Origin of the sequence: Bacillus cereus group sp. N8 (genome assembly GCF_016483685.1) — a bacterium.
In the GTDB taxonomy this organism is placed as follows: Bacteria; Bacillota; Bacilli; order Bacillales; family Bacillaceae_G; genus Bacillus_A; species Bacillus_A proteolyticus.
Map to the genome: position 1 here is coordinate 52,543 of NZ_JAEHBK010000017.1, position 25,201 is coordinate 77,743.

The following is a 25,201-nucleotide window of genomic DNA, read 5'->3' on the forward strand; positions in this document are numbered from 1 at the left end:
TTTATATACAAAAGTAAAATGAAACCACATAACTTATTAACTTACGAAAAAAAGTAGCTATTTTTTATTGACAGCAAGTATAACTTTTCGTATTATACTTACATAAGGTAAGTTATTTACTTACAAAACATAAATCTCAAATTAAAGATAAAATGTAAAAAGGGAGAGAATACAATGACAAAAGTACTATTTATCACAGCAAATCCAAATTCAGCAGAAGGTTCTTTCGGAATGGCAGTAGGAGAAGCTTTCATCGAAGCTTACAAAAACGAGCATCCACAAGACGAAGTTGTAACAGTTGATTTATTTAATACTGTCGTACCAGCAATTGATGCAGATGTATTTGCTGCTTGGGGTAAATTTGCAGCAGGTGAAGGTTTTGAAACTTTAACTGAAGTTCAACAACAAAAAGTAGCAGCAATGAACACAAACCTAGAAACATTTATGCATGCAGATCGTTATGTATTCGTAACTCCAATGTGGAACTTTAGCTATCCACCAGTAGTAAAAGCATACTTAGATAACGTAGCAATCGCAGGTAAAACATTCAAATATACTGAAAATGGTCCAGTTGGCTTATTAGAAGGCAAAAAAGCACTTCACATTCAAGCGACGGGTGGCGTTTATTCTGAAGGAGCATATTCAGCTGTAGACTTCGGTCGCAATCACTTAAAAACAGTATTAGGATTCATTGGTGTAAATGATACTGAATATATTGCAGTTGAAGGTATGAATGCAAACCCTGAAAAAGCACCAGGAATTAAAGAAGCAGCAATTGCTAATGCTCGTGAATTAGCAAAACGTTTCTAATATAGAATACTTAAAAATGTCCAAACACTTGTTGTTTGGACATTTTTTCTTCTTTTTCCTTCGTTTGTCTAGTATAATGAAGGTCGGAATGATAATAGGTGGGGGTTCTGTATGATTCAAACGTTTTTTAAAATCTTTTATTTAATTTTAATCGTAATTGCGATTACACCGAGAATGTGGCGTCTTAAAAAACAAGTAAATACGATGTCACCGGAAGAAAAAGATAATGCTGTGTATAAAACGACAAATTGGTTTGGTAAAAAAATGGTACGTGTTGCTGGGGGGACAGTAGAAGTAAAAGGACTTGAAAATGTTCCGAAAGACAAGCCAGTACTAGTTGTAAGTAATCATCAAAGTAATATGGATATCCCTGTTTTACTAGGTTACTTAAATAAACCAATTGGATTCGTTTCAAAGGCAGAGATTAAGAAATTTCCAGTTGTACCAACTTGGATGGAACTTATGAATTGTGTATTTATGGTTCGTGATGATCGTCGTCAATCTCTTCAAGCGATTAAAGATGGAATTGAACTATTAAAGAATGGACATTCTATCGTAATTTTCCCTGAAGGAACGAGAAGTAAGGGTGGCGAAATTGGAGAGTTTAAAGCGGGGAGTTTTCACCTAGCAGTAAAATCTGGTGTAGCAATCTTACCTGTAACGTTAGATGGTACATATAAAATGTTTGAAGCGAATGGAAATCGCATGAAACCAGCTCATGCAACAGTAACAATTTCTAAGCCGATTACACCTGAAGAGTATGCGAATATGGATATTAAAGAATTAACGAAGCATACACAGGATATTATTGCATCTCAATTACATAAGTAATAAAAAAAGTTTCAGCTTACATCAAGCTGAAACTTTTTTTATTACACTGCAGGTAAGACGTAAAAGAGTACGCAGAAGAACATCATTGTACTACCACCTAAAACGAAAAGATGCCAAATGGCATGATTGAAAGGTAGCTTTTCCCAAAGAAAGAATATAGCCCCAACAGAATATAAAATGCCACCTATTAACAGTAGTGAAAAACCGTGTCCAGTTAGATTTTCATAAAGTGGTTTAATAGCAACGATTATGAGCCAGCCCATAATGATGTAACATAAAGTTGATGCTTTTATAAAGCGGCGTACAAAGAAAATTTTGAAGACAATACCGCCAATTGCAAGTGTCCATATAATAGCGAGTAACGTCCAACCTAAAGGTCCACGAAGTGTAATGAGTAGAAAAGGAGTATATGTGCCAGCGATTAATAAATAGATGGCTGAGTGATCTAAAATAGTAAATAATTTTTCTACTTTTGGATGGTGAATGCTATGTAGCAACGTTGAAAACAAGTACAGTAAGAACATGCTTACACCATAAACAGTAAATGCAACAACAGCAGATGCGGTACCGTGCTTAGAAGCATGAATAATTAATATAATTAAGGCAGGGATGCTTAAAATGGCACCGATACCATGTGTAATTGCATTTGCAATTTCTTCTTTCACAAAATGTGTCATTCGTGTCATTTTTTCAGTCATTATGCAAATCCTTTCTACTATCATAAAATAATATCTCATTTCCCTTACCATATCATACACAAGGGCAATAGAAAATGAAATTTGTATAATTGATTATATTTTTGAATTTTTTTGACAAAAGATAACGGAATTGTTGACGTTTTCAAACTTTTTTGACAAAATAAAATTATGTAATAGTAGGACAAGGAATCTACTAATAAAGGGGATGGAGAAATGTTTTCAAATATTGGCTTTCCAGGGTTAATTTTAATTTTAGTAGCTGTACTCATTTTATTTGGACCTAAAAAATTGCCGGAAATCGGGAAGGCTTTAGGGGAAACGTTAAAAGAGTTTAAAAAATCAACGAAAGAATTGACAGATGATGCATTTCAAGAGAAGGAAAAGAAAGAAAAAATGTAATGGATTTTCCTTGTAATGGATAAATAAAGTGTGGTGAACGAGATGGAAGATCAAGAAATGAGCGTAGTAGAACATATTGTTGAGCTTCGTAAACGAGTAATATATACAGTCTTATCATTTGTACTATTTTTAATTATTGGATTTACTTTTACGAAGGATATATATTTTTGGCTCGTAAAAGATTTGCCGATGAAGTTAACAGTTCTGGGACCGAGTGATGTATTGTGGATTTTTTTCTCGATTGCTACAGTATTTGCTATCGTTTGTACGATTCCTTTTGCTGCGATACAAATTTGGTTATTTGTAAAGCCTGGTTTGCATCCTAATGAACAAAAAATGACATTAATGTATATACCGGTACTATCTATATTATTTATTGCAGGTTTGTGTTTCGGATATTTTATTGTAATGCCGTTTCTATTTCATTTTTTAACGACAATTGGTAATGAAATGTTTAATACGATGTTTACTACAGAAAAATATTTTCATTTTGTACTTAATTTAACAGTGCCATTTGCAGTTATTTTTGAATTACCTGTAGTGGTGATGTTTTTAACGAGTATCGGACTTTTAACGGCAGAATTCCTTGTGAAAATAAGAAGGTATGCATATGTAATATTGATTATTATTGCATCATGTATATCACCACCTGATTTTTTATCACATAGTTTGGTAGCGGTACCACTTATTTGTATTTATGAAATTAGTATTGCTTTATCAAAGATTGTTAGTAAGCGAAAACAAAAAAGAGAAGAAAAACAGTCGAAAAGTGCCTCTTTATAAAGGCACTTTTTCATTTATTTGTTATACTCTAGCTATAATCGTATACAATATATAGAAGAAAAAAATTATAGAATCTCCAAAATTTAGACAAACTTTTCACCTTTATAAGTTTATACTGAAGTTATCGAGCTATATATGGGTAATAAGACTCCCGTCTCAAGGGATATATAGGACAGGGGCCAAATTAGGTGGATATAAATTAAGTATTAACTTCTAAACGGGGGCCGCTTAAAAATATTTTAGTTTTCATAGGAAACCTACACTTGAAAAACGTGTTAAAGAATAAAGTGGAGGAAGTTCAAAAATCCAACGAAAAAGAGGATTGATATTGTGATTACGAAAAGTTTTTATTTCACTCATGCAACAGGGAGTTGTATTAAAATATTTGAAATCCCTGTCCTACAAACACAGCATCCATTAGCGTTTCTAATTCAGTCTCGTCTTCAATTGTTTATTGCAAAAATTCAAAAACATAAAAATCCAAGATTCTCGTACTCTTTCCGTGAATATTTACAAAGTTGTTTGAAGTGGAATGATTATTCAAATGTATATAAAACAAATACTCTTGAAAAGAATGCATAATATACAGCAGGGACAGAGTTAGATCGGCTCTGTCTTTTTCATTTTAGGTATAGAAATATAATTAATTTGGTGAAATTTATTCGAAATTGTTGAAAGCATCTGGAATGCTAGTATAATAACAAGGAGAGCGTATTGGAAAGGGAAGAATATAATATGCAAAAAATTAAAATTGTAACAGATTCAACGGCAGATTTATCACAAGAGGTAATTGAGAAGTATGACATTCATGTTCTACCATTATCAATCTCTGTAAATGGACAAACATATTTAGATCGCGTTGATCTACAACCAGATGAATTTATTGAAGAGATGGCAAAATCAGAAGAATTACCAAAAACATCACAACCAGCTATGGGTACATTTGTAGAAATGTATGAAAAGTTAGGGGAAGATGGGAGCGAAGTACTATCCATCCATATGACAGGTGGAATGAGTGGTACTGTTGCAACAGCAAATAGTGCTGCATCAATGACCGATACAAAAGTAACAGTCGTTGATTCTCAGTTCATTAGCCATGCATTAGCATATCAAGTAATTGAAGCAGCAAAGCTGGCAAAAGAAGAGCGCTCATTAGAAGAAATTTTAACGCGAATTGAAGAAGTGAGAAAAAATACTCGCTTATATGTAGTTGTAGATACATTGGAGAACTTAGTGAAAGGTGGACGTATTGGTAAAGGAAAAGCGTTTATCGGCTCTTTACTGAATATCAAACCAATTGCAAACCTTGATGGTGGAGCATACAATCCTGTCACAAAAGTTCGTAGTCAAGGGCAGATTGTAAAGACACTAACTAAATTATTTGAACAGGATACAGCAGGGAAGTCTATAAAAGCTGTTGGGATTCCTCATGCAAAAGCAATGCCTTTAGCTGAAAGTATGAAAGCAGCGATTGAAAAAGCGAGTGGATTCGCACAATCTGAAATTTTCTATACAACTCCAGTTATTAGTACTCATACAGGTCCGGGCGCAATCGGATTTATGTATTTAGCAGAGTAATAAAAAAGCTACTTGAAATATATTTCAAGTAGCTTTTTTATGTGAAGAGAAAGTAAGAAATAAGAAGGGTTATACAGGCACTACCGCTAATGATATAACGAGTCTGCAAATATTCTTTCATAGAAAACACCCTTTACCCCGCTATTTGCGGACAGTAAAACTCCCACCTCAAAATTCAGCTGGAGCAAAGAGGTTAGGCGGGAGTCGGGCTGCCCGTAAAAGCCCGATTGGTGAAGACTAATAATCAGTGGGGATGAAGAAAACTCCACTGATTAAAGTTCACTTTATGATTTTCTATATTATATGATGGATGCAAGAAATAAGTAGTTCCGTTATACATGTAGCGTTTCGATTTTTTCATTTACTTGTTTATCATTTGTTGCGCTATTATAAGTGAAAGTTTGACCTAAAAAGAGAACATGTAGTTGTTCCCACGGTAGCATTCGTAAATTCCAGTTATTTCGTAGTCTTGTTATTGCTTCTCTTGGTGTTTCATCTGCTAAAGCAAAAGTACCGTAGTGCATTGGAATGAAATGTGTAGATTTTATATCTAAATAGGCTTGCACAGCTTCTTCAGGTGAAACGTGAGACACTTTCATAAACCATTCTGGTTCATAGGCACCAATTGGCATAAGTGCAATATCAATTGAAAAACGTTTTCCGATTTCTTTAAAACCTTGGAAATAACCACTATCACCACAAAAATAAATGGTTTCTGAAGAAGTTATATTATCAATGATCCATCCTCCCCAGTGAGAGGTGTTCATATCAAATAATGATCTTCTCGTCCAGTGCTGGGCAGGGACGAAGTGAAAAGAGACTTCATCAATTGTTGTACTTTCCCACCAGTTGTATTCTTCTACATTGGTAAATTTTTTACGAGTGAATAATTTTTTAAGCCCAATAGGAACAAGGTATAAGGCATCATCATTTAGTTGGCGCAGAGATGAAAAGTCTAAATGATCGTAATGACCGTGTGAAATAAGAACGATATCAATTTTAGGTAATTCTTCTATAGAGAGTCCAGGTTCTGTGAGTCTTGGAACTAGCTTTAATTTATTGGCCCATACTGGATCCGTTAATATATTAAGTCCATTCGTTTGGATAAGAAAAGTGGAATGCCCAATCCATGTGACAGTCGTTTTTTCAACATTACTTTGCAAAAATTTACTTTGTTTAACAGGTGATTGTTCTACTAGAAAAGAAAAGTCTTTTTTGTTTTGCTTTCTCTCTTTACGCCAGCGTAGGAAGGAGCGAATTGATTTTTTTGTACTTACATTATCCATATTTTCATAGCGTTTAGCCATGAACATCACCTCATTTAAAATCGTTGTAGTTGTATTGTACCGAAATGTTGTTAAGGAATACAGTGTTTAACATGGATTAATGTTTAAGTAATTGTAAAAAAACAGGGATAGGTATTTACAAATTTAACAATGAACTTTGTTTCGTAAATAATGTTTAGAGAAATAATAGTAGTAAAATATATTTTGTCTAGTAATTAGCTTTAAATAAAGAAGTAACGTACGTAAAATCGTACGATTTCGTGAACAAATGACGTAAACAATTTTCTCATAGTGTTTACTTTTGTTATGATATACATTACTTACATAAATTAAGGAAAGAGAAAAGAGGTTTAATAATGAAGCGTTATCAAAAGTTAATTGGTCTTATGGTTGTATTTTGTCTCTTTGTACTTGCAGGTTGTAGCAGTTCAGGTTCAAAATTACGTAAACCGTTAAACTGGGATTTAGAAACTTTCCAATTTACAAATCAAGAAGGAAAGCCATTTGGTACAAAAGATTTAAAAGGGAAAGTTTGGGTAGCTGATTTCATGTTTACAAACTGTCAAACAGTTTGTCCGCCAATGACTGCTAATATGGCTAAATTACAGAAAATGGCTAAGGAAGAGAAATTGGATGTTGAGTTTGTTTCGTTTAGTGTAGATCCTGAACTTGATAAACCAGAAAATTTGAAAACTTTCATTCAAAAGTTTACAGAAGATACAAGTAACTGGAACTTGTTAACAGGGTATTCACTGGAGGAAATTACAAAGTTTTCAAAAGATAACTTCCAATCGCTTGTAGATAAACCAGAAGATGGGCAAGTAATACACGGTACATCTTTTTATCTAATCGATCAAAACGGAAAAGTAATGAAAAAATATAGTGGCATTAGTAATACGCCATACGAAGATATTATACGTGATATGAAGCGATTAGCGGATTAAAAAGAAGGGTGCATAGCACCCTTCTTTTTTTATATTAGTCTATGGATAAAATGTCATGCTGCTGTGGAAGTTTTGGTGCACGAATTTCTAATACGCCGTTTTGATAAGAAGCTTTCGCTACTTTTTTATTAATTGAGTATGGTAACTTAATCAATCTTGATGCTTCTGAAATGGACCGTTCTCGGCGATAATAGTTATGAGATGTTTGTTCTTCTTCCTCGTCAAGTATCTCTTCTTTTACAGAGACTTTTAAGTATTCACTTTGTATTTCAATTTGAATTTGTTCTTTTTGTATACCTGGTAGTTCAGCTGTAACAACGAGTTCTTCACCAACTTCATATAAATCTACAGGGAATGTTAATAAACGGTTTCCTTTTTGGAAAAAATGATTTAAATCAGCGATTACATTGCGAAGTGGTGTTTGCTCGAAGAAATCATCAATTTGCTTTAAATAATTGCGAACCGGTGGGCGAGAAGAATCTTTTTTTTCTTCACTCATGGTATTCCCTCCTAGAAATCAATATGCAATATCATATGACAAAAGCGGAGAAAGGTGATTGCCTAGTTTTCATGTTTTCATAAAAAATTGTTAAAAATGTGAAATGGAGTGATTTTTTTATAGTTTTTGGTCGCCATATTCAGTTGATTATGCTAGTATAAATAGGGTTGATATAGTAGTATAGAGACAGAATGAAAACTGAAAGAGGGTAAGAAGTATGTGTGGTTTTGTAGGATGTTTATGTGAAAACCCTAGAGAGTTTTCAGAAACAGAAAAACATCAATTTGAAAATATGAACACGATGATTTTCCACCGCGGTCCAGATGACGAAGGATATTTTCGTGATGAACATGTACAATTTGGCTTCCGCCGTTTAAGTATCATTGACTTAGAGGCAGGACATCAGCCGCTAACTTATGAAAATGATCGATATGTAATTATTTTTAATGGTGAAATTTACAACTATGTAGAATTACGTGAAATGTTACTTGAAAAAGGCGCAACGTTTGCAACGCAATCTGATACAGAAGTTATCATTGCATTGTATGCACATATGAAAGAAAAATGTGTAGACTACCTTCGTGGTATGTTCGCATTTATGATTTGGGATCGTGAAGAAAAGACACTTTTCGGTGCACGTGACCACTTCGGCATTAAACCTTTATACATCGCACAACAAGGTGATACTACATTCTTCGCATCTGAGAAGAAAAGTATTATGCATGTAATGGAAGACAAAGGGGTAAACCCAACGTCACTACAACATTACTTTACGTACCAATATGGTCCAGAGCCAGAAACATTAACAATTGATGTTAACAAAATTGAGCCTGGTCATTACTTCGTAAAAGAAATCGGTAAAGAGATGGAAATCCATCGCTACTGGAATCCTTATTTCAACGCTTCAAGCGCAACGAAAGAGGAACATATCCAAGCAATTCGTGATGTATTATACGATTCTGTAAAAGTGCATATGCGTAGTGATGTACCAGTAGGTTCATTCCTTTCTGGTGGTATCGATTCATCTATTATTGCTTCTATCGCAAGAGAAATGAATCCAAATCTTTTAACATTTTCTATTGGTTTTGAGCAACGCGGTTTCAGTGAAGTTGACGTTGCGAAAGAAACTGCTGAGAAATTAGGAGTTAAAAACCATAACGTATTCATTTCAGCGCAAGAGTTTATGGATGAGTTCCCAAAAATCATTTGGCATATGGATGATCCTTTAGCAGATCCAGCAGCTGTACCATTGTATTTCGTTGCGAAAGAAGCACGTAAACATGTAACGGTTGTTCTTTCTGGTGAAGGTGCAGACGAGCTATTTGGTGGGTATAACATTTATCGTGAGCCAAACTCTTTAAAAATGTTCTCTTACATTCCTAGCCCAGGAAAGAGCGTTCTAAAGGCATTAAGTGGTGCTCTTAAAGAAGGATTTAAAGGGAAAAGCTTCTTAGAGCGTGGATGTACGCCAATTGAAGAGCGTTACTATGGAAATGCGAAAATCTTCCGTGAAGAAGAGAAAGCTGAATTAATGAAGTATTACGATGAAAGTGTTAACTATATGGATATCACGAAACCATTGTATAACGAAATTAAAGATTATGATGATGTAAGTAAAATGCAGTACATTGACATGTTCACATGGTTACGCGGCGATATTTTATTAAAAGCTGATAAAATGACGATGGCAAATTCATTAGAACTTCGTGTACCGTTCTTAGATAAAGAAGTATTTGACGTTGCATCTAAAATTCCGACTGAATTTAAAATTGCTAACGGAACTACGAAAGCTATTTTACGTGAAGCAGCACGTGGCATTGTTCCGGATCACGTATTAGATCGTAAAAAGCTTGGATTCCCAGTACCAATTCGTCACTGGTTAAAAGATGAAATGCACGATTGGGCTATAAATATTATTAAAGAAAGCAAAACGGATCATTTAATCGACAAACAGTATGTATTAAACTTACTGGAAGCACATTGTGCAGATAAAGGCGATTATAGCCGTAAAATTTGGACTGTACTTGCGTTTATGGTATGGCATCAAATTTATGTTGAGCATAAATACGATACGAATAAGTTCCACGAAGAAACAAAGCGTGCGTATAGCTTAGTTTAATAAAAAAACCTTAAGGTCGTATTCGGCCTTAAGGTTTTTTTCATAAATTGTAATTATAATTGATATAATAATAGTAAAAGGATGGACAACATATGATTACGTTTGAGAAAGTAAATACAGAAAATGAAAGCGTTGTAAAAGAAATGTTTCACTCACACAGCTTAGATATGAAAAAGGTTCAGTATTGTGTAAAAGTTGATGATACATATATTGGTGTAATAGATTATAGTGTCCAAGAAGAGAGTGCTATTTTGTCACAGTTAATTATTCATTTTGATTATCAAGGTTATGGATACGGGACAAATACGTATTTTACATTTGAAGAAATAATGAAACAGAGAAATGTGAATGAAATAAAAGTATTGCAAGAGGTGTTTACGGAACAAGCTAAATCTTTCATAGTGGGATCTGGTTTTATTGAGGAAAATGGAATATATGTAAAGAAAATATAGTGAATATTGATCACTTGATGAAATGAATATGGGGCAGGTGAATGTATGACAATGACTGCTGGTCTTGTATTAGTTGGAGGTTGTTTTATTGTAGCAGAACTATGCCAGATTTTTATTCGAAAAAGAATGTATAAGAAGAGAAGACCATATGAATTACAATATATACCCGTGTTTGTAATTTTGTTTTGCATGTTATTTGCATTACAAAACGTAATTCATTTTTCACCTCTTTTGAACATCTTTTTAAAGTTTGGACTGTTATACAGCGGTGTTGGAATAGCTCTTATATTTATTTTGTTTTGTATACGTTACATCCACTATCAATCGTACATATTCATTTTAAATTGGTTAAAGAAAAGTGATAGAAGCCGCCTTACATAAGGGGGTTTTTTCTTTGTATTTGTATTTGTAACGGAACTTGTACAACTAACATAAAATAGGACGAGTAGAAATGTAAGCTTATTACCTTAACGAAAGGAACGAAAAAGATATATGAAACTTGTTATAGACGCAGGGCATGGTGGATATGATTCTGGTGCTGTTGGTAATGGGTTAGTGGAAAAAGAGTTAACACTTCAAATTGCTAGACGTGTACGAGATATTTTATCTGCAAATTATCCAATCAATATTAAAATGACACGTGACAGCGATGTATTCATCTCTTTATCAGAACGTGCTAATATTGCTAATTCATTTGGTGCAGATTATTTTATCTCATTTCACATTAATAGCGGCGGTGGCACTGGATTTGAAAGTTATATTTACAATGCGCTATCTAATAGTAGTTCTGCATATGAAAAGCAACAAAAAATGCATGCAGCAGTCAATCCTGTATTAACTAAATATGGTCTTCGTGACCGAGGAGCCAAAAAAGCAAATTATGCGGTACTAAGAGAGACTGCAATGGATGCAATTTTAACTGAGACTGCTTTTATTGATACAACGTTTGATGCTAATTTATTGAAAAATCCACAATTTATTGAAGACTTAAGTCAAGCGTATGCAAATGGGATAGCAGCTATTTTTGGAGTTGCTCCAAATCCCAATCCTCCAAATCCACAACCTCCAAACCCTCAGCCAACACCACAAACAAAGGGGATCGCCTATATACTTGGGGAAAATGTGAATTTAAGAAGTGGTCCATCAACGTCCTCTTCAGTTATTCGTCAACTAAACTCTCCAGAGTCGTATGTCGTATATCAGGAAAGTAATGGATGGTTGGACTTAGGAAATGGACAATGGGTGTATAATGACCCTTCGTACATTAATTTTGTAAAGACGAGCAATAGTGATGGAAGTGCAATTGGTGTCGCATATATACAAGGAACGAATGTGAATTTAAGAAGTGGTCCATCAACATCTTCTTCAGTTATTCGTAAATTAAATAATCCAGAATCTTATTTAGTGTATATTAATCAAAACGGTTGGTTGAACCTTGGTGGAAATCAATGGGTGTACAATGATCCATCATATATTAAATATAATCAATATTAGAAAATGAATTTATAATGTAATATGAATGCGTATTTATGTATAACGTAGATACGCATTTTAAGAACGTTTATTATTTTCATACTTATACAGTTTATTTTAAAAATAAACATTTGAATAGCGGATAAAATTTAAATTGTATATATTAAAAAAGTTTTCTGATATACATTGACAATGTATGTAATATACATTAACCTTTAATTGTTAATGATAATCGATTTCATCTAGGGAGGACATATGGTACATAGTAAAAAAATATTTATGTTCTGCATTATGATACTTATGGTAATAATCGCAGGGTGTAGCAAAGAAGAGAAAAAAGAAAATGATACATCAGCTAAAGCAAAAGATTCGTATACTGTAAAGCATGCAATGGGTGAAACAACAGTAAATGGTACACCTAAAAAAGTAGTTGTTTTAACAAATGAGGGTGCGGAGGCACTTTTAGCTGTTGGAGTAACACCAGTTGGAACTACAAAACCACGTGCTGGCGATGAATGGTATCCTCATTTAGCAAAAGAGTTAAAAGATACGAAAGTTGTAGGAACTGAGCGTGATATTAATTTAGAGGCAGTTATGAAGCTTCAGCCGGATTTAATTATCGGGAATAAAATGCGTCATGAAAAAATATATGAGCAATTGAACGAAATAGCGCCAACTGTATACGCTGAAACATTGCGCGGGGATTGGAAGGAAAACTTTACACTCTATACAAAAGCTGTAAATAAAGAAAAAGAAGGGCAAAAGGCTCTTGAAAATTATAAAAAACGTATTGAAGGAATGAAAGAGAAGCTAGGAGATAAATTGAATTCTACAGTTTCTATTATTCGCTTCGTACCAGGTGATGTCCGGATTTATCAGAAAAACTCATTCTCAGGTGCTGTTTTAAATGATGTTGGATTTAAGCGACCACCACTACAAGATAAAGATGAATTTGCGATAAAAGGAATTACAAAAGAGCAAATTCCGAATATGGATGGGGACTACATATTCTACTTCACATCTGATAAAGATGCGGATAAGAATAATGAAGGAAATACGTTAGCGAAAGAATGGACAGAAGATCCACTCTTTAAGCAATTACAGGTTTCTAAAAATAATAAAGTATTCCAAGTAGATGAAGTAATTTGGAATACAGCAGGCGGCATTAAAGCTGCAAACCTTATGTTAGATGATATTGAAAAATATTTTCTTAAATAAATGAATGATAGAGTACATCACTTTTACGAAGTGATGTACTTTTTATTTGTGAAAATACAGAAAATTCCTTCTTTCAGAACGGTATAAGTTGTACAATAAAACCAATCATGTAATAAAGGAGTGGGGAAGAATGAAGGCTACTCATAAAGATTGGATTTTGTTCAATGGGAGAATTATTAATACGAAGGAAGAACAGCCGATGGTCGCATTAGAAGAGCGAGGCTTCCAATTTGGTGATGGTATTTATGAGGTATTTAGACTATACGATGGTAAGCCTCATTTATTAGATTTACATTTGGAGCGATTTTTTAAATCAATGGAAGAAATTAAACTAGTTCCACCATTTACGAAGGAAGAATTAGTGGAAGGGTTACATCAAATGATTGAAAAAAATCAATTTCAAGAAGATGGGAATGTATATTTACAAATATCAAGAGGCGCACAACCGCGTAATCATGTATATGAGGCAGATTTACAGCCGACATATTTTGCAAATCTTGTTTCGTTCCCAAGACCAGTTGCTTCAATGGAAGCGGGGATCAAAGTAACAGTAGAAGAGGACATCAGATGGAAGTTTTGTCATATAAAATCATTAAACCTGCTACCGAATATTATGATTAAAAATAAAATAAATGAGCAAGGGTATCAAGAAGCGATATTAGTACGAGAGGGAATTGTAACTGAGGGGTGTCACTCTAATTTCTTTATGGTGAAAAATAATACATTGATTACCCATCCAACTGACAATTTTATTCTACACGGCATTACTCGTCACTATGTTATTACATTAGCAAAAGCTTTACATATTGAAGTAGAAGAGCGAGAATTCTCATTACAGGAAGTATATGAATCTGATGAGTGCTTCTTTACAGCGACACCGCTCGAAATATTCCCGGTTGTTCAAATTGGTGATGAGCAGTTTGGAAACGGTGAAAGAGGACCAATTACGAAAAAACTACAAGCTGCATATGAAGAGAGTATTAGTTTGTTTAAAGTGACAAATTAATACTGAAGAAAAAAGCTGGTATTCTTCCGGCTTTTTTTCATGATATAATTCAACCGTAGGACAAGTTTTGAAAACGCTGTAAAAAGGGGATTTTATGTATGAATTATGAAGATTTTAAAGAAGTAATTCACGGTAGACGAAGTGTTAGAAAATTCACGGAACAAGAAGTATCCATAAGTGATATAAAAGAAATTATTGATTGTGCTCGTTACGCACCGAGTGATACGAACTCACAAACGTGGGAGTTCTTGGTTATTATGAACCGAGAGAAAATTAAAGAAATTGAACAAATGACATGGGATGCATTACATAAACTTGCAGCAAAAGCAGCAGAAAATGGAGAAGGGAAAGCAGGGAAATTACTTACACGTTCTTTCGGACCGTATGCGACAGCTTTCTCTGAGGCACCAGTATTAATCGTATGTTTGGCAACGCCATATGAATCAAAGTTTCGTGAAAAGATATTTGATCCAATTGCCTTCGTTCCTGATTCAGTGTGGGAAGAGGAAGGGATTAAGAGTAGCTGTTTAGCGGCACAAAACTTAATGTTGGCTGCACATGCGAAGGGACTTGGTACTTGTCCAATGACAGGACCTGTATTATTAGCTCAGGATGAACTGCGACAATATTTACAAATTGAGCCTGAAAAACAAATAAATATGGTTATTTCACTCGGGTTTCCGAAAGATAAACCGAAGAAACTTCCAAGAAAAGAAGTAGATGAGATTACAACATTTATTAAATAATAGATAAAAAAGACATTGGAAATAACGATGTCTTTTTATTTTTTGGGATATTTTGGTGTGATTTTGGGCTAAAATGATGAATAAGAAAGAATTTCTATTTATTGCTTACAAAAAATTAATGTTCTATTAAGGAAAGTATGATACAGTAATCGTGAGCAAGATAGTATTTGTTCATGAAAGTGTTAAAAGTAGTTTTAAAATATTAAAATTATTTTTATATAATAAAATATAATGAAATTACAGGGGGGATGAATTTTGAAGAAATTCATAATCGCTGGACTGTCTGTATTGTTATTAGTAGGTTGTGGTACTCCAAAGGAAAAAGAGGACGCACAGCCTAATCAGAAAGAACAGGTTGTAAATGCAAGTGATGAGAATATGGTTGTATTTCCTGAAAGGGCAATACCAGTTGGAGAAGGGAAAGTAAAAGTCATTACACCAGATGGTACTTCTGAAAATGGCAATATACCGACTGTATTTATCAAAAAAGATACTTTAATTCAGCAAGTCGAGTTAGAACTTTCTAATTTTCAAAACGATAAAGATACATTCGTATTTGTAGATCAAATATTTGCAGATAAACATCAAGTAACTAGTTCAACACAGACAACAGTACAATTAAAAGAAAAAATGCTTGAGACAGGTAGTCATACGATTACCGCAGCTCAGTTTGAAAACAATGACCCGAAAGGAAAAGTCATTAGCTTTAATCAAGCGACATTTGAAACAAAGCCTGCGTCTTAAGCGCAATAAAAGGTACATTACTCAAAAAAGTAGTGTGCTTTTTTGTATGGATCGAATGATGTAATAGAGAATAATCTGTTTCGCTTTCTAATACGAATGAATAGGAAGAAGTTATTCTTTGCTATGTAAGAGAAAGGGATTGAAAATTTGAAGCGATGTATTCGTATTTTCTTACTTGTGATAATGATGTCGATAATTTGGTTTACCTTACAAGAGGCAATTGAAGTAACGCTCAATTATCAAATTCATGATTTATTAATTGGAACTGTATGTTTTGTCATTGTGTACCGATTTTATCCCGCTTTAACGGGCAGTAAGAACCCCACCTAAAAATTCGGCGCATGCGAGGAAGTTAGGTGGGAGATCAACTGCCCGTAAAAGCCCGATTGGTGAAGGCTAATAATCAGAGGGGGATGGACACCCCCCTCTGATTAAAGTTTCACTTTATGATAAACTCGGATTAAGGTAAGTATTGAGTTGGAAATGTAGGGATTTCATTTGAAATGTCGAATAGTACATACGATGTCGTAATAACAAATTTTCTATTGTTTACTGTGAAACAGAAGAAGGAGAGATAGTAGTAATGAAACGAGCTCTTATTAATATCGACTATACATATGATTTTGTAGCTGAAAAAGGTGCTTTAACTTGCGGGAAGCCAGGTCAAGAAATTGAGAAAGAACTTGTACATATAACGAAGCAATATATTGAAAATGGAGATTACGTAGTGTTTGCAATCGATAAACATGAAGAAAATGATGTACATCATCCAGAAGCCAATTTGTTTCTACCTCATAATATAGCAGGTACAAATGGAAGAAACTTGTTTGGTGAATTACAAAATGTATACGAAAAATATAAAAATGATAAGAATGTATATTACATGGACAAAACGCGATACAGTGCATTTGCGGGAACGGATCTAGAGATGAAACTAAGAGAAAGAGGAATAGAAGAAGTTCATCTTGTAGGGGTATGTACTGATATTTGTGTTCTTCATACAGCAGTAGATGCTTATAATAAAGGATTTAAAATTGTCGTTTATGAAAAGGCAGTTGCATCTTTTAATGCGCAAGGACATGAATATGCACTTGGACATTTTAAATCTTGTTTAAATGCAGAAGTGAAGTGAAAAAGAGGCCTTCAAAAAGGTCTCTTTTTTTACATTTAAATAGAAACGAATTGTTGTTGAATTAACTTTTTAATGAACGGACTAATCTTTTCTGGTAGCCCATTTAAATCGAAAAATTGTACATGTAATGATTCAACTCCGTCTGCTTTTAACAAGCCACCTGTAATGTCTTTGCAAAGGTAAGCGATTGTTATAGGATAAAATTCATCTCCGTTCGCTAATTTCACAAAAAACTCTTTACCTGAAAATACACTTACTAACTGAAGTAAACCAATTTCAATACCTGTTTCTTCAAGCACTTCTCGTCTTCCAGCTTCTTCTGTGGATTCACCGAGTTCCACAAACCCTCCAGGAACACCCCACATGCCATTTCGTCTTTGTTGTAGTAATATTTGTCCTTGGTCATTTAAAACAGCTACAGCAATTCCTGCTAAATTGAGTGGTCTTGATCCAACAATTGCTCTTAGTTCTTCGATATATCCCATTAATTGTAACCTCCATGAAAAAAGTATCAAATGAACTATTCGGTGTTATGTGAATGTATTCCTTTGAACGAGGTGAGAATTACAAAGTTGCTTATAAAAATTTCTATTGTAATCTCCCTTTAGATTATTAAAAAGGGTATATTTATAGTAAATAGAAAAGGACATCTGAAGTTGAAAGATTGATGAAAGGGTTATATTGTTGGAGATGAACTAGGGATACAAATACATAGTTAAGAAAGTAAAATGAAAGATCAGGGGAAAAAGTTGCGAAAGCAAATTTTGAGATAATCAATAAGTAATTACAATAAATCAGCTCTGCATGAAATTTTTAAAAAATAAGGAAGTGGATAGATGAGTGTATTAGCGTATACTGAGGAGTTTTTTAATTATGTAAGGGAGTTTTTACTATTAAGGTTTTTACTATTTGCTTTAGTTCTTATCATCATTTCGTTTGTAATAAATCGCATTATTGATTGGTTTTTTAGAAAGTCCAGCTTTTTTGATGAAGAGGTAGAACAGACGATTCAAAGTGTCATTCGATCTATTTTTAGATATATCATTATCATCAGTCTAATCATTTATTTAATTAGTCAGTTTGTAGATATAAAAAGCATTATTGCAGGTGCAGGGATAGCGGGAGTTGTCATTGGTTTTGCTGCGCAACAAATGCTAAAAGATGTCATATTAGGCTTTGCGAGATTAGCGGACAAAGAGTTTCGTGTTGGCGATTTTGTTACTTTTAACGGAACAAATTCGGGAACTATTGAGGAAATTAGTATTCGTTTTATGCAAATACGTGAATGGTCAGGAAAACTACTTACCATACCACATGGAGAGATTAGAACGATACAAAATTTTAATAAAGGATGGATGCGAGTAATTGAACGCATCACGGTAAGTTATCAGGAAGATCCTACAAGAGTTAAGGAATTGTTAGAAGACGTATGTGTTATATGCAATGAAAATTTGGAACAAAGTCTGTATAAAGTAGAGGATGAGGCTGTTGAACCATTTAAATATGTTGGTGTTACAGACTTAAATCCTAACCTTAAATATGTTGGATATGAATTTTGTATTACAGGTTTAATTAAACCAGAAGATTATTTTGAAACTTCTAGACAAGTAAGATTTGCATTAATGGCTATGTTCCATAAACATCAAGTGCAAATGCCAGCAGCGAATATGTTCGTTACTACTGAAAGTTTGCAGCATATCCGTGGGGAACAATCTTTGTCAGACAATTAAATAAAGCTTTACATTTTGAATTCGGATTTGTAGATGTAGATGAGTTTTAGAGGGCTTAAAAAGTAACTTCATTACTTGGCGTAGTTCAGTTTAAGAATTACGCTGCCAAAATTTAAAGAGAAAATAAAAAAATGATTGATAAATAAAAAAGAGCTGAAGAAATTCAGTTCTTTTTTATTTATAGAATTTAGAAATTTCTTAATGTTATAATGATAGTTGGTGATGAGAATGAACTTTGAAGAAAAAGAGATACATCGTTTAGAAGCATTAAAAGAAATTGCGGAATTGCTAAATGAAGCAACGAATTTACAGGACATGTTAGAAAAAGTTTTACATACATTGTTACAAGTTATGAATTTACAAACAGGGTGGATATTCTTTATTGATGAAAGTGGAAAGCACCGTATGCTTGTAGACGAAAACTTACCACCAGCCCTTACGTGGCAAAAGAAGAAGCCGATGTGTGAAGGAGACTGTTGGTGTGTAGAGCGTTTTGTGAATGGCAGATTAGAAAAAGCGACAAATATTATTGAATGTAAGCGAATAGAAGATGCGATTGAATGTAATTGGGGTGAAACAGAAGATGTTACACATCATGCGACAATTCCACTTAGGTCCGGATCAGAGAGATTTGGTCTATTAAATGTGGCCTCGCCCCATAAAACACATTTTTCTGAGGAAGAGTTAGCGTTATTAGAATCGATTGCATTTCAAATTGGAACGACAATACAACGTATTCAATTAGTGGAGAAAGAACGTAAATATGTAGTTGTAGCTGAAAGGAATCGATTGGCTCGTGATTTACATGATTCAGTTAAACAATTGTTATTTTCTATTATGCTAACAGCGAAAGGTACTCTGAGTATGACGCAAGATAGAGATTTGCAAGAGATGTTAAGTTATATTGGGGAATTATCGCAAGAAGCATTACAAGAGATGACGCTATTAATTTGGCAATTAAGACCTGAAGGATTAGAAAAAGGTTTAGCAGAAGCGATACAAAATTATGGAAAACTGTTAGGGATTCAAGTGGAAGTTCGAATTGATGGAATGGTTTTAATTGAAGATGAAATAGAAGAAGTTTTATGGCGTATAAGCCAAGAGGCATTACATAATTGTAAAAAGCATGCTTCGTGTGAAAAAGTATGTGTTCATTTAAGGATTGAAGATAATAAGCTGCACTTTTACATAGAAGATAACGGAATAGGATTTATACAGGAACAAGTAAGAGAGTCCGCACTAGGTTTGAAAAGTATGAAAGAACGAATTGAATTAATGAGGGGGATTTTTCGAATAAAAGCAGAACCAGAAAAGGGAACGAAAATAGAAATTCAATTACCGGTTTGAAAGGGAGAACGTCTATGAAAATTAAATTACTACTTGTAGAAGATCATCATATCGTTCGAAGGGGACTTGTATTCTTTTTGAAGACGAGAGAAGAATTTGAAATTATTGGGGAAGCAGAAAATGGTGAAGAAGCATTAACATTCGTCCAAACAGAAAGACCAGATGTAGTATTAATGGATTTATCAATGCCGAAAATGGATGGTATTGAAGCGACAAAACGTATAAAACAATATGATGAGACGATAAAGATACTTATGCTCAGTAGTTTTTCAGAACAAGATTACGTTTTACCAGCACTCGAAGCTGGGGCAGATGGTTATCAATTAAAAGAAGTGCAGCCAGATCAACTTGTTGCGTCAATTGTTGCGGTATATCAAGGAAATGCAAATTTTCACCCGAAAGTAACACCAGCACTATTAGGACGATTAGCAGTCAAGAAAGAAAAAGAGAATCCTTTTTCTATGTTAACGAAAAGGGAGCAAGAAGTACTTCGTGAAATTGCGAAAGGAAGAAGCAATAAGGAGATTGCAGCAGAGCTTCATATTACAGAACAAACTGTGAAAACACACGTTTCTAACGTATTGGCTAAATTAGAAGTAGATGATCGTACACAAGCTGCATTATACGCAGTAAAGCATGGGGAAAACTAGAAATAAGTATGAATAATTGTGTCATATGTTACGGTAGAATACATAAGCGCAAATAAAATGTATAGTGATGCGCTAAATAAAGGTGTTTCTTCTTTCGATTATTAGCCCGCACCAATCGGGTTTCTATGGGCAGCCCGACTCCCATCCAACTCCCTTGCATTCATCGGATTTTGAGGAGGGAGTCTTACTGCCCGTTAATACGAGATATAGCTACTATGGAAGGGGAAGATACGATATGCCTGGTACAAAAGGTGGGATTGGAGAGATTCAGGCTTCGTTAAATGGTTTATCGCCGAAATTACGAAGTATTGCCGAACATATTTTGAAACATTCACAAGATGTTGTACATAAATCGATTACGGAGTTAGCGGAAGTTACGAATAGTTCTGATGCAACGATATTCCGCTTATGCAAACACCTAGGTTTTCAAGACCTGAAAATTACATTAGCTCGTGAGATTGTACATACACCAATGCAAAATATTCATGAAGAAGTGTCTGCAGAAGATAGTATGGTAACTGTCGCTAAAAAAGTTTTTCATTCGCATATTACAGGACTGCAGGATACATTACATTTGTTAAATGAAACGGCACTAGAGCAGGCTGTGTGTATATTGCAATTACGAGCTATCAGAAATCAGCGTTAAGTCAACTTGCTGACATAACACTATATACTTCGACTCGTGAGACAGAATTTCATACGGAAGCAAGTTCATCGCGATTAGCACAACTAAGTTTATTAGGTACTTTGTATGTGGGATTGTCGTTACAGCGCCAAGATGAAACACTACAAAATTTACAAAGCATTCGTGAAACAATTTCGATGAAGCGAATATAAAAAGCTCTTCAAATGAAGAGCTTTTTATATTGGTCAATTGTCTGTTGATATATCCTCTAGATCTACGTTTTTTAAATTCCCTCATAGAAAAAGGTCACTAATTAATATTCGTAATTTCTTATATTTAAAAACATTCATTTTGTTACACCTATATATTTCGCATACAAAAGCAAAAAATAGCCTCATACATCAAAATACATTTTGGATAATAATTCAAATATTGTTCAATATTTTACAATGGACTTATAAAATTACATGTTATGATGAACATGTAATGATGATTGAACACTTAAATTTGGTGCGATAGTTGGCCAAAACAGTGAAGACAGAAGTTGTGAGAAGAACTCATTAAAATTCTAAAACACTAAAGGGGAGATCACATATGAAAGCAGTAGTGGTTAATAAAAACAGCAGAGCAAACGTCGAAGTTATTGAAAAAGAATTACGTCCGTTACGCTCAGGCGAAGCGTTAGTAGATGTAGAGTATTGCGGAGTTTGCCATACTGATTTACACGTTGCAAATCACGATTTTGGTAATACAGATGGCCGTATCCTAGGTCATGAGGGTGTAGGTATTGTTACGAAAATTGCTGATGATGTTACTTCACTAAAGGTTGGTGACCGTGTAAGTATTGCATGGATGTTCCAATCTTGTGGCCGTTGTGAATATTGCGTAACTGGTAGAGAAACATTCTGCCGTGAAGTGAAAAATGCTGGTTATTCAGTAGATGGTGGTATGGCTGAACAATGTATTGTTACAGCTGATTATGCGGTGAAAGTACCAGAAGGACTAGATCCTGCTCAAGCATCATCAATCACATGTGCGGGTGTAACTACATATAAAGCTATAAAAGTATCGGACATTAAACCTGGTCAACCTATTGTCATCTATGGTTGTGGTGGATTAGGTAACCTAGCTATCCAATACGCTAAAAATGTATTTGGTGCAAAGGTAATTGCAGTAGATATCAATGACGACAAATTAGCCTTAGCAAAAGAAGTTGGTGCGGATATGACTATCAATCCAATTACGCAAGGTCCTGCTGATAAGATTGTACAAGAGACATTTGGTGGAGCTTATGCTGCTGTAGTAACAGCTGTTTCTAAAGTAGCCTTCAACTCAGCGGTTGATGCAGTACGTGCTTGTGGTAAAGTCGTTGCGGTAGGTTTACCAGTAGAAACTATGGATTTAAATATTCCACGACTTGTACTCGACGGAATTGAAGTAGTAGGTTCTCTAGTTGGTACTCGTAAGGACCTAGAGGAGGCATTTTTGTTCGGCGCAGAAGGGAAAGTAGTGCCAGTTGTTCAAACGTGTTCTCTAGATAAAGTACAAAATGTATTCGAAGAAATGGAACAAGGTAGAATTCAAGGACGTATGGTAATCGATTTTAAACAGCATAATTGTGATTGCAAATAATTCACTTTAAATATAAAAAGCATGAGTCTAGCAAAGGATATGTAAAAAAGTTAGACGGCATGCAGAAGATGATCCCTGTATTCAACAGGGATCATCTTCTTTATATTCCACTAATAGCAATGCAGATTAATGGGGAATGATTAAAGGTTCACTTTATTTGCAAACGAAAAAGAATCTTTATGTTTAACAAATTTTTTATGATCTGGAATGGTTTGAATTGCTACAACTTGCGAATCTCTTGCTTTCAGTGCATCTTGAATCCCGATTGTCATAAGCTTAATAAAAAGAATCGTAATAAAGAATGAAACGAGAGTATAAAAAATAATCCACCATGAAAGATTCATTTCATAACGATTTAATCCAATAAGGCCTGCCCAATCATTAGATAGAGAAACAGGTTTGAGCACTCCGTCATAGAGTTCCCGCATTTGTATCCCGCCAATTACAATGTCAAGCAACGCTAAATGGATAACGAGTATGAGTGTTTGGACGATATGTTCCATGAATAACACAAATAAGCGGTCAAGTAATAAGACTCGTAAGTGTTTTTTTATAATATGAAAACGGCTAGCACCCAGTAATTGTGAACTTAAAATGTAATCTTGTTTCATAAATTCATCAACCTCTGAGGATATATATAAAGAAAGTGTAGGCAGAGCGACGAAAATAAGTACGAGTACTTGATAAAACGTAAATGAAATATTTGGGTCTAATCTATCAGCATTTGATGTAATTACAATATTAACGGGCGTGATGAGTATAAATGCGATAAATAGAGTTGGAATATAATAAAAAACTTCTGAGCATGTCTGGAAAAATCTCTTGAATTTTGGAGCATATAAACTTAAGAGGATTCCTATACATGTTCCGCATAAAATTCGAAAGAAGCTAATTGCCACGGCTAATAAAATGGTGAATTTTGCTCCTTCTACAATTTGTAAGAAAACAGACTCTCCAAAACGATCAGTTCCAAAAGGCGGCATTAACGATGGTGGAAAGGGGGCCTTTCCAAGTAATTCGTTATTGTCATTGTAAAGTAACTGAGGAGGTTTTGGGATGTTATCTTTAAAGAACCAACTATAAATAAAACTAGCTGAAACAAGTATGAATAGATAAGTAAAGCCAATTAAAAAGCGTTTTGATTTCCAAATAGATTTCATAATGCTGCTCCTTTCAATTGCTTTTTCCATCTATTCATCATGAATGAGGTTATTTGAAAAATAGTATAAAATGGTAAAATGATCATAACAAGTATGATAAATGCAGCTGGAGGTGAAATAAACGCCTTCTTAAATAAAAATTGAATAATGCCTTCCATATTAAAAACAAATTCTAAAATGAATAAGTTAGAAAGTAAGAAAACAAAAATCGTTTTTAAATGGTGGAAGAAGTGGATAGATATATTTTTGAATAAATGAATGCATAGTATATAACTTGATGAAAGGCCTTTTCCATATGCCACCTCTACGTAATGTTTTCCATGTTCTTCTTTTATGTATAACACCATCATCCGAAACATTTGTAATGTAGGTAAGACCGCTAAAGATACAATAGGGAGTAAATAAGCTCGATTTTCATTAAAAGAAATAATGGTGACAGGAGATTCTCCGAATTTCTGAAGTACCCATATGAAAAATATTTGCAAACAAATCATCATCATCATATCAGGGACAGCTTCTAATATGAACACAATTCGGTTTATCCATTTTTTTATATAATTTTTTGCTAAAAAATAAAAAAATGCCATACTAGATGATAGAAAGAGCGCAAGAAAAAAGGCTATAAATAATACAGTAAATGAATATAGGTAAGGTTCTAAAACAGTTGGAAATAATGGTGTCTTTTTGAAACTACCAAATTTCGGGTCTGATCCTATAACTACTAATGATTCAGGTGAGAAAACCTGTTTTAACATAGTAACGATCTGATTAAAAAAATGAATTGGTTGAAAAGTGAATCCCTGTTGAGTGATAAATAAATAAGGTAAATTTAGTAATAGTAAGAGTGATAAAAGAATTGATGAAAGTTTTATTGTGAATTGAGATATTTTATTTAACATTAAATCCCTCCGACATCTTTTTACAACATTATACAATAAAGTTTATATTTTGTTTTGATTTTTCTGAAAAATATAAATGCTATTAAATTTTATAGTATTTAACATATATTTACAAGGTAAGAAAGTGATAGTAGGGAGCCGTGCTCTATGTCCATCAAGATAAAAGGACTAGTGAACCTAAAGCAATAAAAAGAGCAAAATGCACAAAATTTCCGTATTGGTGGTAAATGCTTAAGTTGATGGATATGTGATGCCATGCCCATCAACTTAAGCATTTAGTGTAGATTTAGAATGAAGTTTAATCAGAAATGCTTTACAAATCCTTATTTGATAAAAGACAAAAGGAATCCATTTTGAAAAAAGATGAACAGCTCCCTGTCAAGTAGACAGTGGAAATAATAAAAAACCTTAAGCGGCTTGAATCCTGTATTCCAATGGGC

The 25,201-nt window shown here is 34.0% G+C and carries 27 protein-coding genes and 1 pseudogene; 22 read left to right on the forward strand and 6 right to left on the reverse strand.

Annotated elements, in window-relative coordinates:
* The first annotated feature begins 174 nt into the window (after window positions 1-174).
* Window positions 175-810: an FMN-dependent NADH-azoreductase gene (locus tag JDS80_RS21410; RefSeq protein WP_098890284.1), complete on the forward strand. Its 636-nt coding sequence runs from the start codon at window positions 175-177 to the stop codon at window positions 808-810.
* Window positions 811-921: 111 nt separating this feature from the next.
* A complete protein-coding gene (locus tag JDS80_RS21415) occupies window positions 922-1,641 on the forward strand; it encodes a lysophospholipid acyltransferase family protein (protein WP_071745203.1) in 720 nt (239 codons plus the stop codon).
* Window positions 1,642-1,682: 41 nt separating this feature from the next.
* Here JDS80_RS21415 and trhA read toward each other — a convergent pair whose 3' ends face one another.
* The gene (trhA, locus tag JDS80_RS21420) at window positions 1,683-2,339 is read right to left on the reverse strand and encodes a PAQR family membrane homeostasis protein TrhA (protein ID WP_199639928.1); all 657 of its coding nucleotides are present in this window, start codon (window positions 2,337-2,339) and stop codon (window positions 1,683-1,685) included.
* 213 nt (window positions 2,340-2,552) lie between these two features.
* On the opposite strand from trhA, the gene JDS80_RS21425 reads away from it, so the two are divergent.
* The 4 genes from JDS80_RS21425 to JDS80_RS21440 all read left to right on the forward strand — a co-directional run bounded on the left by JDS80_RS21425 (window position 2,553) and on the right by JDS80_RS21440 (window position 5,099).
* On the forward strand, window positions 2,553-2,738 hold the full coding sequence (locus JDS80_RS21425; protein WP_000492443.1) for a twin-arginine translocase TatA/TatE family subunit: 186 nt from the start codon (window positions 2,553-2,555) through the stop codon (window positions 2,736-2,738).
* 42 nt (window positions 2,739-2,780) lie between these two features.
* A complete protein-coding gene (tatC, locus tag JDS80_RS21430) occupies window positions 2,781-3,521 on the forward strand; it encodes a twin-arginine translocase subunit TatC (protein WP_071771358.1) in 741 nt (246 codons plus the stop codon).
* A 330-nt stretch (window positions 3,522-3,851) separates the two neighbouring features.
* Window positions 3,852-4,103, forward strand: a complete 252-nt coding sequence (locus tag JDS80_RS21435; RefSeq protein WP_000629009.1) for a DUF2535 family protein — start codon at window positions 3,852-3,854, stop codon at window positions 4,101-4,103.
* Between the two features lie 153 nt (window positions 4,104-4,256).
* Window positions 4,257-5,099 (forward strand): DegV family protein, encoded by an 843-nt coding sequence (locus JDS80_RS21440; RefSeq protein WP_071771385.1) that lies wholly within the window; start codon window positions 4,257-4,259, stop codon window positions 5,097-5,099.
* A gap of 332 nt (window positions 5,100-5,431) precedes the next feature.
* Here JDS80_RS21440 and JDS80_RS21445 read toward each other — a convergent pair whose 3' ends face one another.
* Complete coding sequence (locus JDS80_RS21445; RefSeq protein ID WP_098889830.1) at window positions 5,432-6,406, reverse strand: MBL fold metallo-hydrolase; 975 nt, start codon at window positions 6,404-6,406, stop codon at window positions 5,432-5,434.
* 335 nt (window positions 6,407-6,741) lie between these two features.
* On the opposite strand from JDS80_RS21445, the gene JDS80_RS21450 reads away from it, so the two are divergent.
* Window positions 6,742-7,329, forward strand: coding sequence for an SCO family protein (locus JDS80_RS21450; protein ID WP_071745199.1), 588 nt, complete (start codon window positions 6,742-6,744; stop codon window positions 7,327-7,329).
* Between the two features lie 34 nt (window positions 7,330-7,363).
* Here JDS80_RS21450 and JDS80_RS21455 read toward each other — a convergent pair whose 3' ends face one another.
* Window positions 7,364-7,828, reverse strand: coding sequence for an Hsp20/alpha crystallin family protein (locus tag JDS80_RS21455; RefSeq protein ID WP_098889831.1), 465 nt, complete (start codon window positions 7,826-7,828; stop codon window positions 7,364-7,366).
* Window positions 7,829-8,045: 217 nt separating this feature from the next.
* Here JDS80_RS21455 and asnB point away from each other — a divergent pair, with 217 nt between their 5' ends.
* The 10 genes from asnB (at window position 8,046) to JDS80_RS21505 (ending at window position 16,718) form a co-directional block, all read left to right on the forward strand.
* Window positions 8,046-9,947 carry an asparagine synthase (glutamine-hydrolyzing) gene (gene asnB / locus JDS80_RS21460; protein ID WP_000333827.1) on the forward strand — a complete coding sequence of 634 codons (1,902 nt, stop codon included), beginning with the start codon at window positions 8,046-8,048 and terminating at the stop codon, window positions 9,945-9,947.
* Window positions 9,948-10,039: 92 nt separating this feature from the next.
* On the forward strand, window positions 10,040-10,399 hold the full coding sequence (locus JDS80_RS21465; RefSeq protein ID WP_000627497.1) for a GNAT family N-acetyltransferase: 360 nt from the start codon (window positions 10,040-10,042) through the stop codon (window positions 10,397-10,399).
* A 45-nt stretch (window positions 10,400-10,444) separates the two neighbouring features.
* A complete protein-coding gene (locus JDS80_RS21470; RefSeq protein WP_083596020.1) occupies window positions 10,445-10,780 on the forward strand; it encodes a hypothetical protein in 336 nt (111 codons plus the stop codon).
* A gap of 111 nt (window positions 10,781-10,891) precedes the next feature.
* The gene (locus JDS80_RS21475; RefSeq protein WP_002141633.1) at window positions 10,892-11,893 is read left to right on the forward strand and encodes an N-acetylmuramoyl-L-alanine amidase; all 1,002 of its coding nucleotides are present in this window, start codon (window positions 10,892-10,894) and stop codon (window positions 11,891-11,893) included.
* Between the two features lie 234 nt (window positions 11,894-12,127).
* The gene (locus JDS80_RS21480) at window positions 12,128-13,090 is read left to right on the forward strand and encodes an ABC transporter substrate-binding protein (protein WP_098889833.1); all 963 of its coding nucleotides are present in this window, start codon (window positions 12,128-12,130) and stop codon (window positions 13,088-13,090) included.
* Between the two features lie 130 nt (window positions 13,091-13,220).
* A complete protein-coding gene (dat, locus tag JDS80_RS21485; RefSeq protein ID WP_071745195.1) occupies window positions 13,221-14,096 on the forward strand; it encodes a D-amino-acid transaminase in 876 nt (291 codons plus the stop codon).
* A gap of 98 nt (window positions 14,097-14,194) precedes the next feature.
* Window positions 14,195-14,842, forward strand: coding sequence for a nitroreductase family protein (locus JDS80_RS21490; protein WP_098889834.1), 648 nt, complete (start codon window positions 14,195-14,197; stop codon window positions 14,840-14,842).
* A gap of 255 nt (window positions 14,843-15,097) precedes the next feature.
* The gene (locus tag JDS80_RS21495) at window positions 15,098-15,586 is read left to right on the forward strand and encodes a putative periplasmic lipoprotein (protein WP_098889835.1); all 489 of its coding nucleotides are present in this window, start codon (window positions 15,098-15,100) and stop codon (window positions 15,584-15,586) included.
* Window positions 15,587-15,724: 138 nt separating this feature from the next.
* On the forward strand, window positions 15,725-15,916 hold the full coding sequence (locus tag JDS80_RS21500) for a hypothetical protein (RefSeq protein WP_256869799.1): 192 nt from the start codon (window positions 15,725-15,727) through the stop codon (window positions 15,914-15,916).
* A 253-nt stretch (window positions 15,917-16,169) separates the two neighbouring features.
* The gene (locus JDS80_RS21505) at window positions 16,170-16,718 is read left to right on the forward strand and encodes a cysteine hydrolase family protein (RefSeq protein ID WP_098889836.1); all 549 of its coding nucleotides are present in this window, start codon (window positions 16,170-16,172) and stop codon (window positions 16,716-16,718) included.
* Window positions 16,719-16,753: 35 nt separating this feature from the next.
* Here the strand turns inward: JDS80_RS21505 and JDS80_RS21510 are convergent, their stop codons facing one another.
* Entirely contained in the window at window positions 16,754-17,203 is a 450-nt protein-coding gene (locus JDS80_RS21510; protein ID WP_098889837.1) for an NUDIX hydrolase, read from the reverse strand.
* A gap of 351 nt (window positions 17,204-17,554) precedes the next feature.
* On the opposite strand from JDS80_RS21510, the gene JDS80_RS21515 reads away from it, so the two are divergent.
* The 5 genes and pseudogenes from JDS80_RS21515 to adhP all read left to right on the forward strand — a co-directional run bounded on the left by JDS80_RS21515 (window position 17,555) and on the right by adhP (window position 22,702).
* Window positions 17,555-18,448, forward strand: coding sequence for a mechanosensitive ion channel family protein (locus JDS80_RS21515; RefSeq protein WP_098889838.1), 894 nt, complete (start codon window positions 17,555-17,557; stop codon window positions 18,446-18,448).
* 228 nt (window positions 18,449-18,676) lie between these two features.
* The gene (locus tag JDS80_RS21520; protein WP_098889839.1) at window positions 18,677-19,795 is read left to right on the forward strand and encodes a GAF domain-containing sensor histidine kinase; all 1,119 of its coding nucleotides are present in this window, start codon (window positions 18,677-18,679) and stop codon (window positions 19,793-19,795) included.
* Between the two features lie 14 nt (window positions 19,796-19,809).
* Complete coding sequence (locus tag JDS80_RS21525) at window positions 19,810-20,445, forward strand: response regulator (protein ID WP_098889840.1); 636 nt, start codon at window positions 19,810-19,812, stop codon at window positions 20,443-20,445.
* A 235-nt stretch (window positions 20,446-20,680) separates the two neighbouring features.
* Window positions 20,681-21,282: pseudogene (locus JDS80_RS21530) on the forward strand (MurR/RpiR family transcriptional regulator).
* Window positions 21,283-21,664: 382 nt separating this feature from the next.
* Window positions 21,665-22,702: an alcohol dehydrogenase AdhP gene (gene adhP / locus JDS80_RS21535; protein WP_071745186.1), complete on the forward strand. Its 1,038-nt coding sequence runs from the start codon at window positions 21,665-21,667 to the stop codon at window positions 22,700-22,702.
* Between the two features lie 140 nt (window positions 22,703-22,842).
* On the opposite strand, the gene JDS80_RS21540 is transcribed toward adhP, so the two are convergent.
* Window positions 22,843-23,862, reverse strand: a complete 1,020-nt coding sequence (locus JDS80_RS21540; RefSeq protein ID WP_142347548.1) for an ABC transporter permease — start codon at window positions 23,860-23,862, stop codon at window positions 22,843-22,845.
* Window positions 23,859-24,761: an ABC transporter permease subunit gene (locus JDS80_RS21545; RefSeq protein WP_098889842.1), complete on the reverse strand. Its 903-nt coding sequence runs from the start codon at window positions 24,759-24,761 to the stop codon at window positions 23,859-23,861. Before JDS80_RS21545 ends, JDS80_RS21540 begins: the two co-directional genes overlap by 4 nt.
* Between the last annotated feature and the right edge of the window lie 440 nt (window positions 24,762-25,201).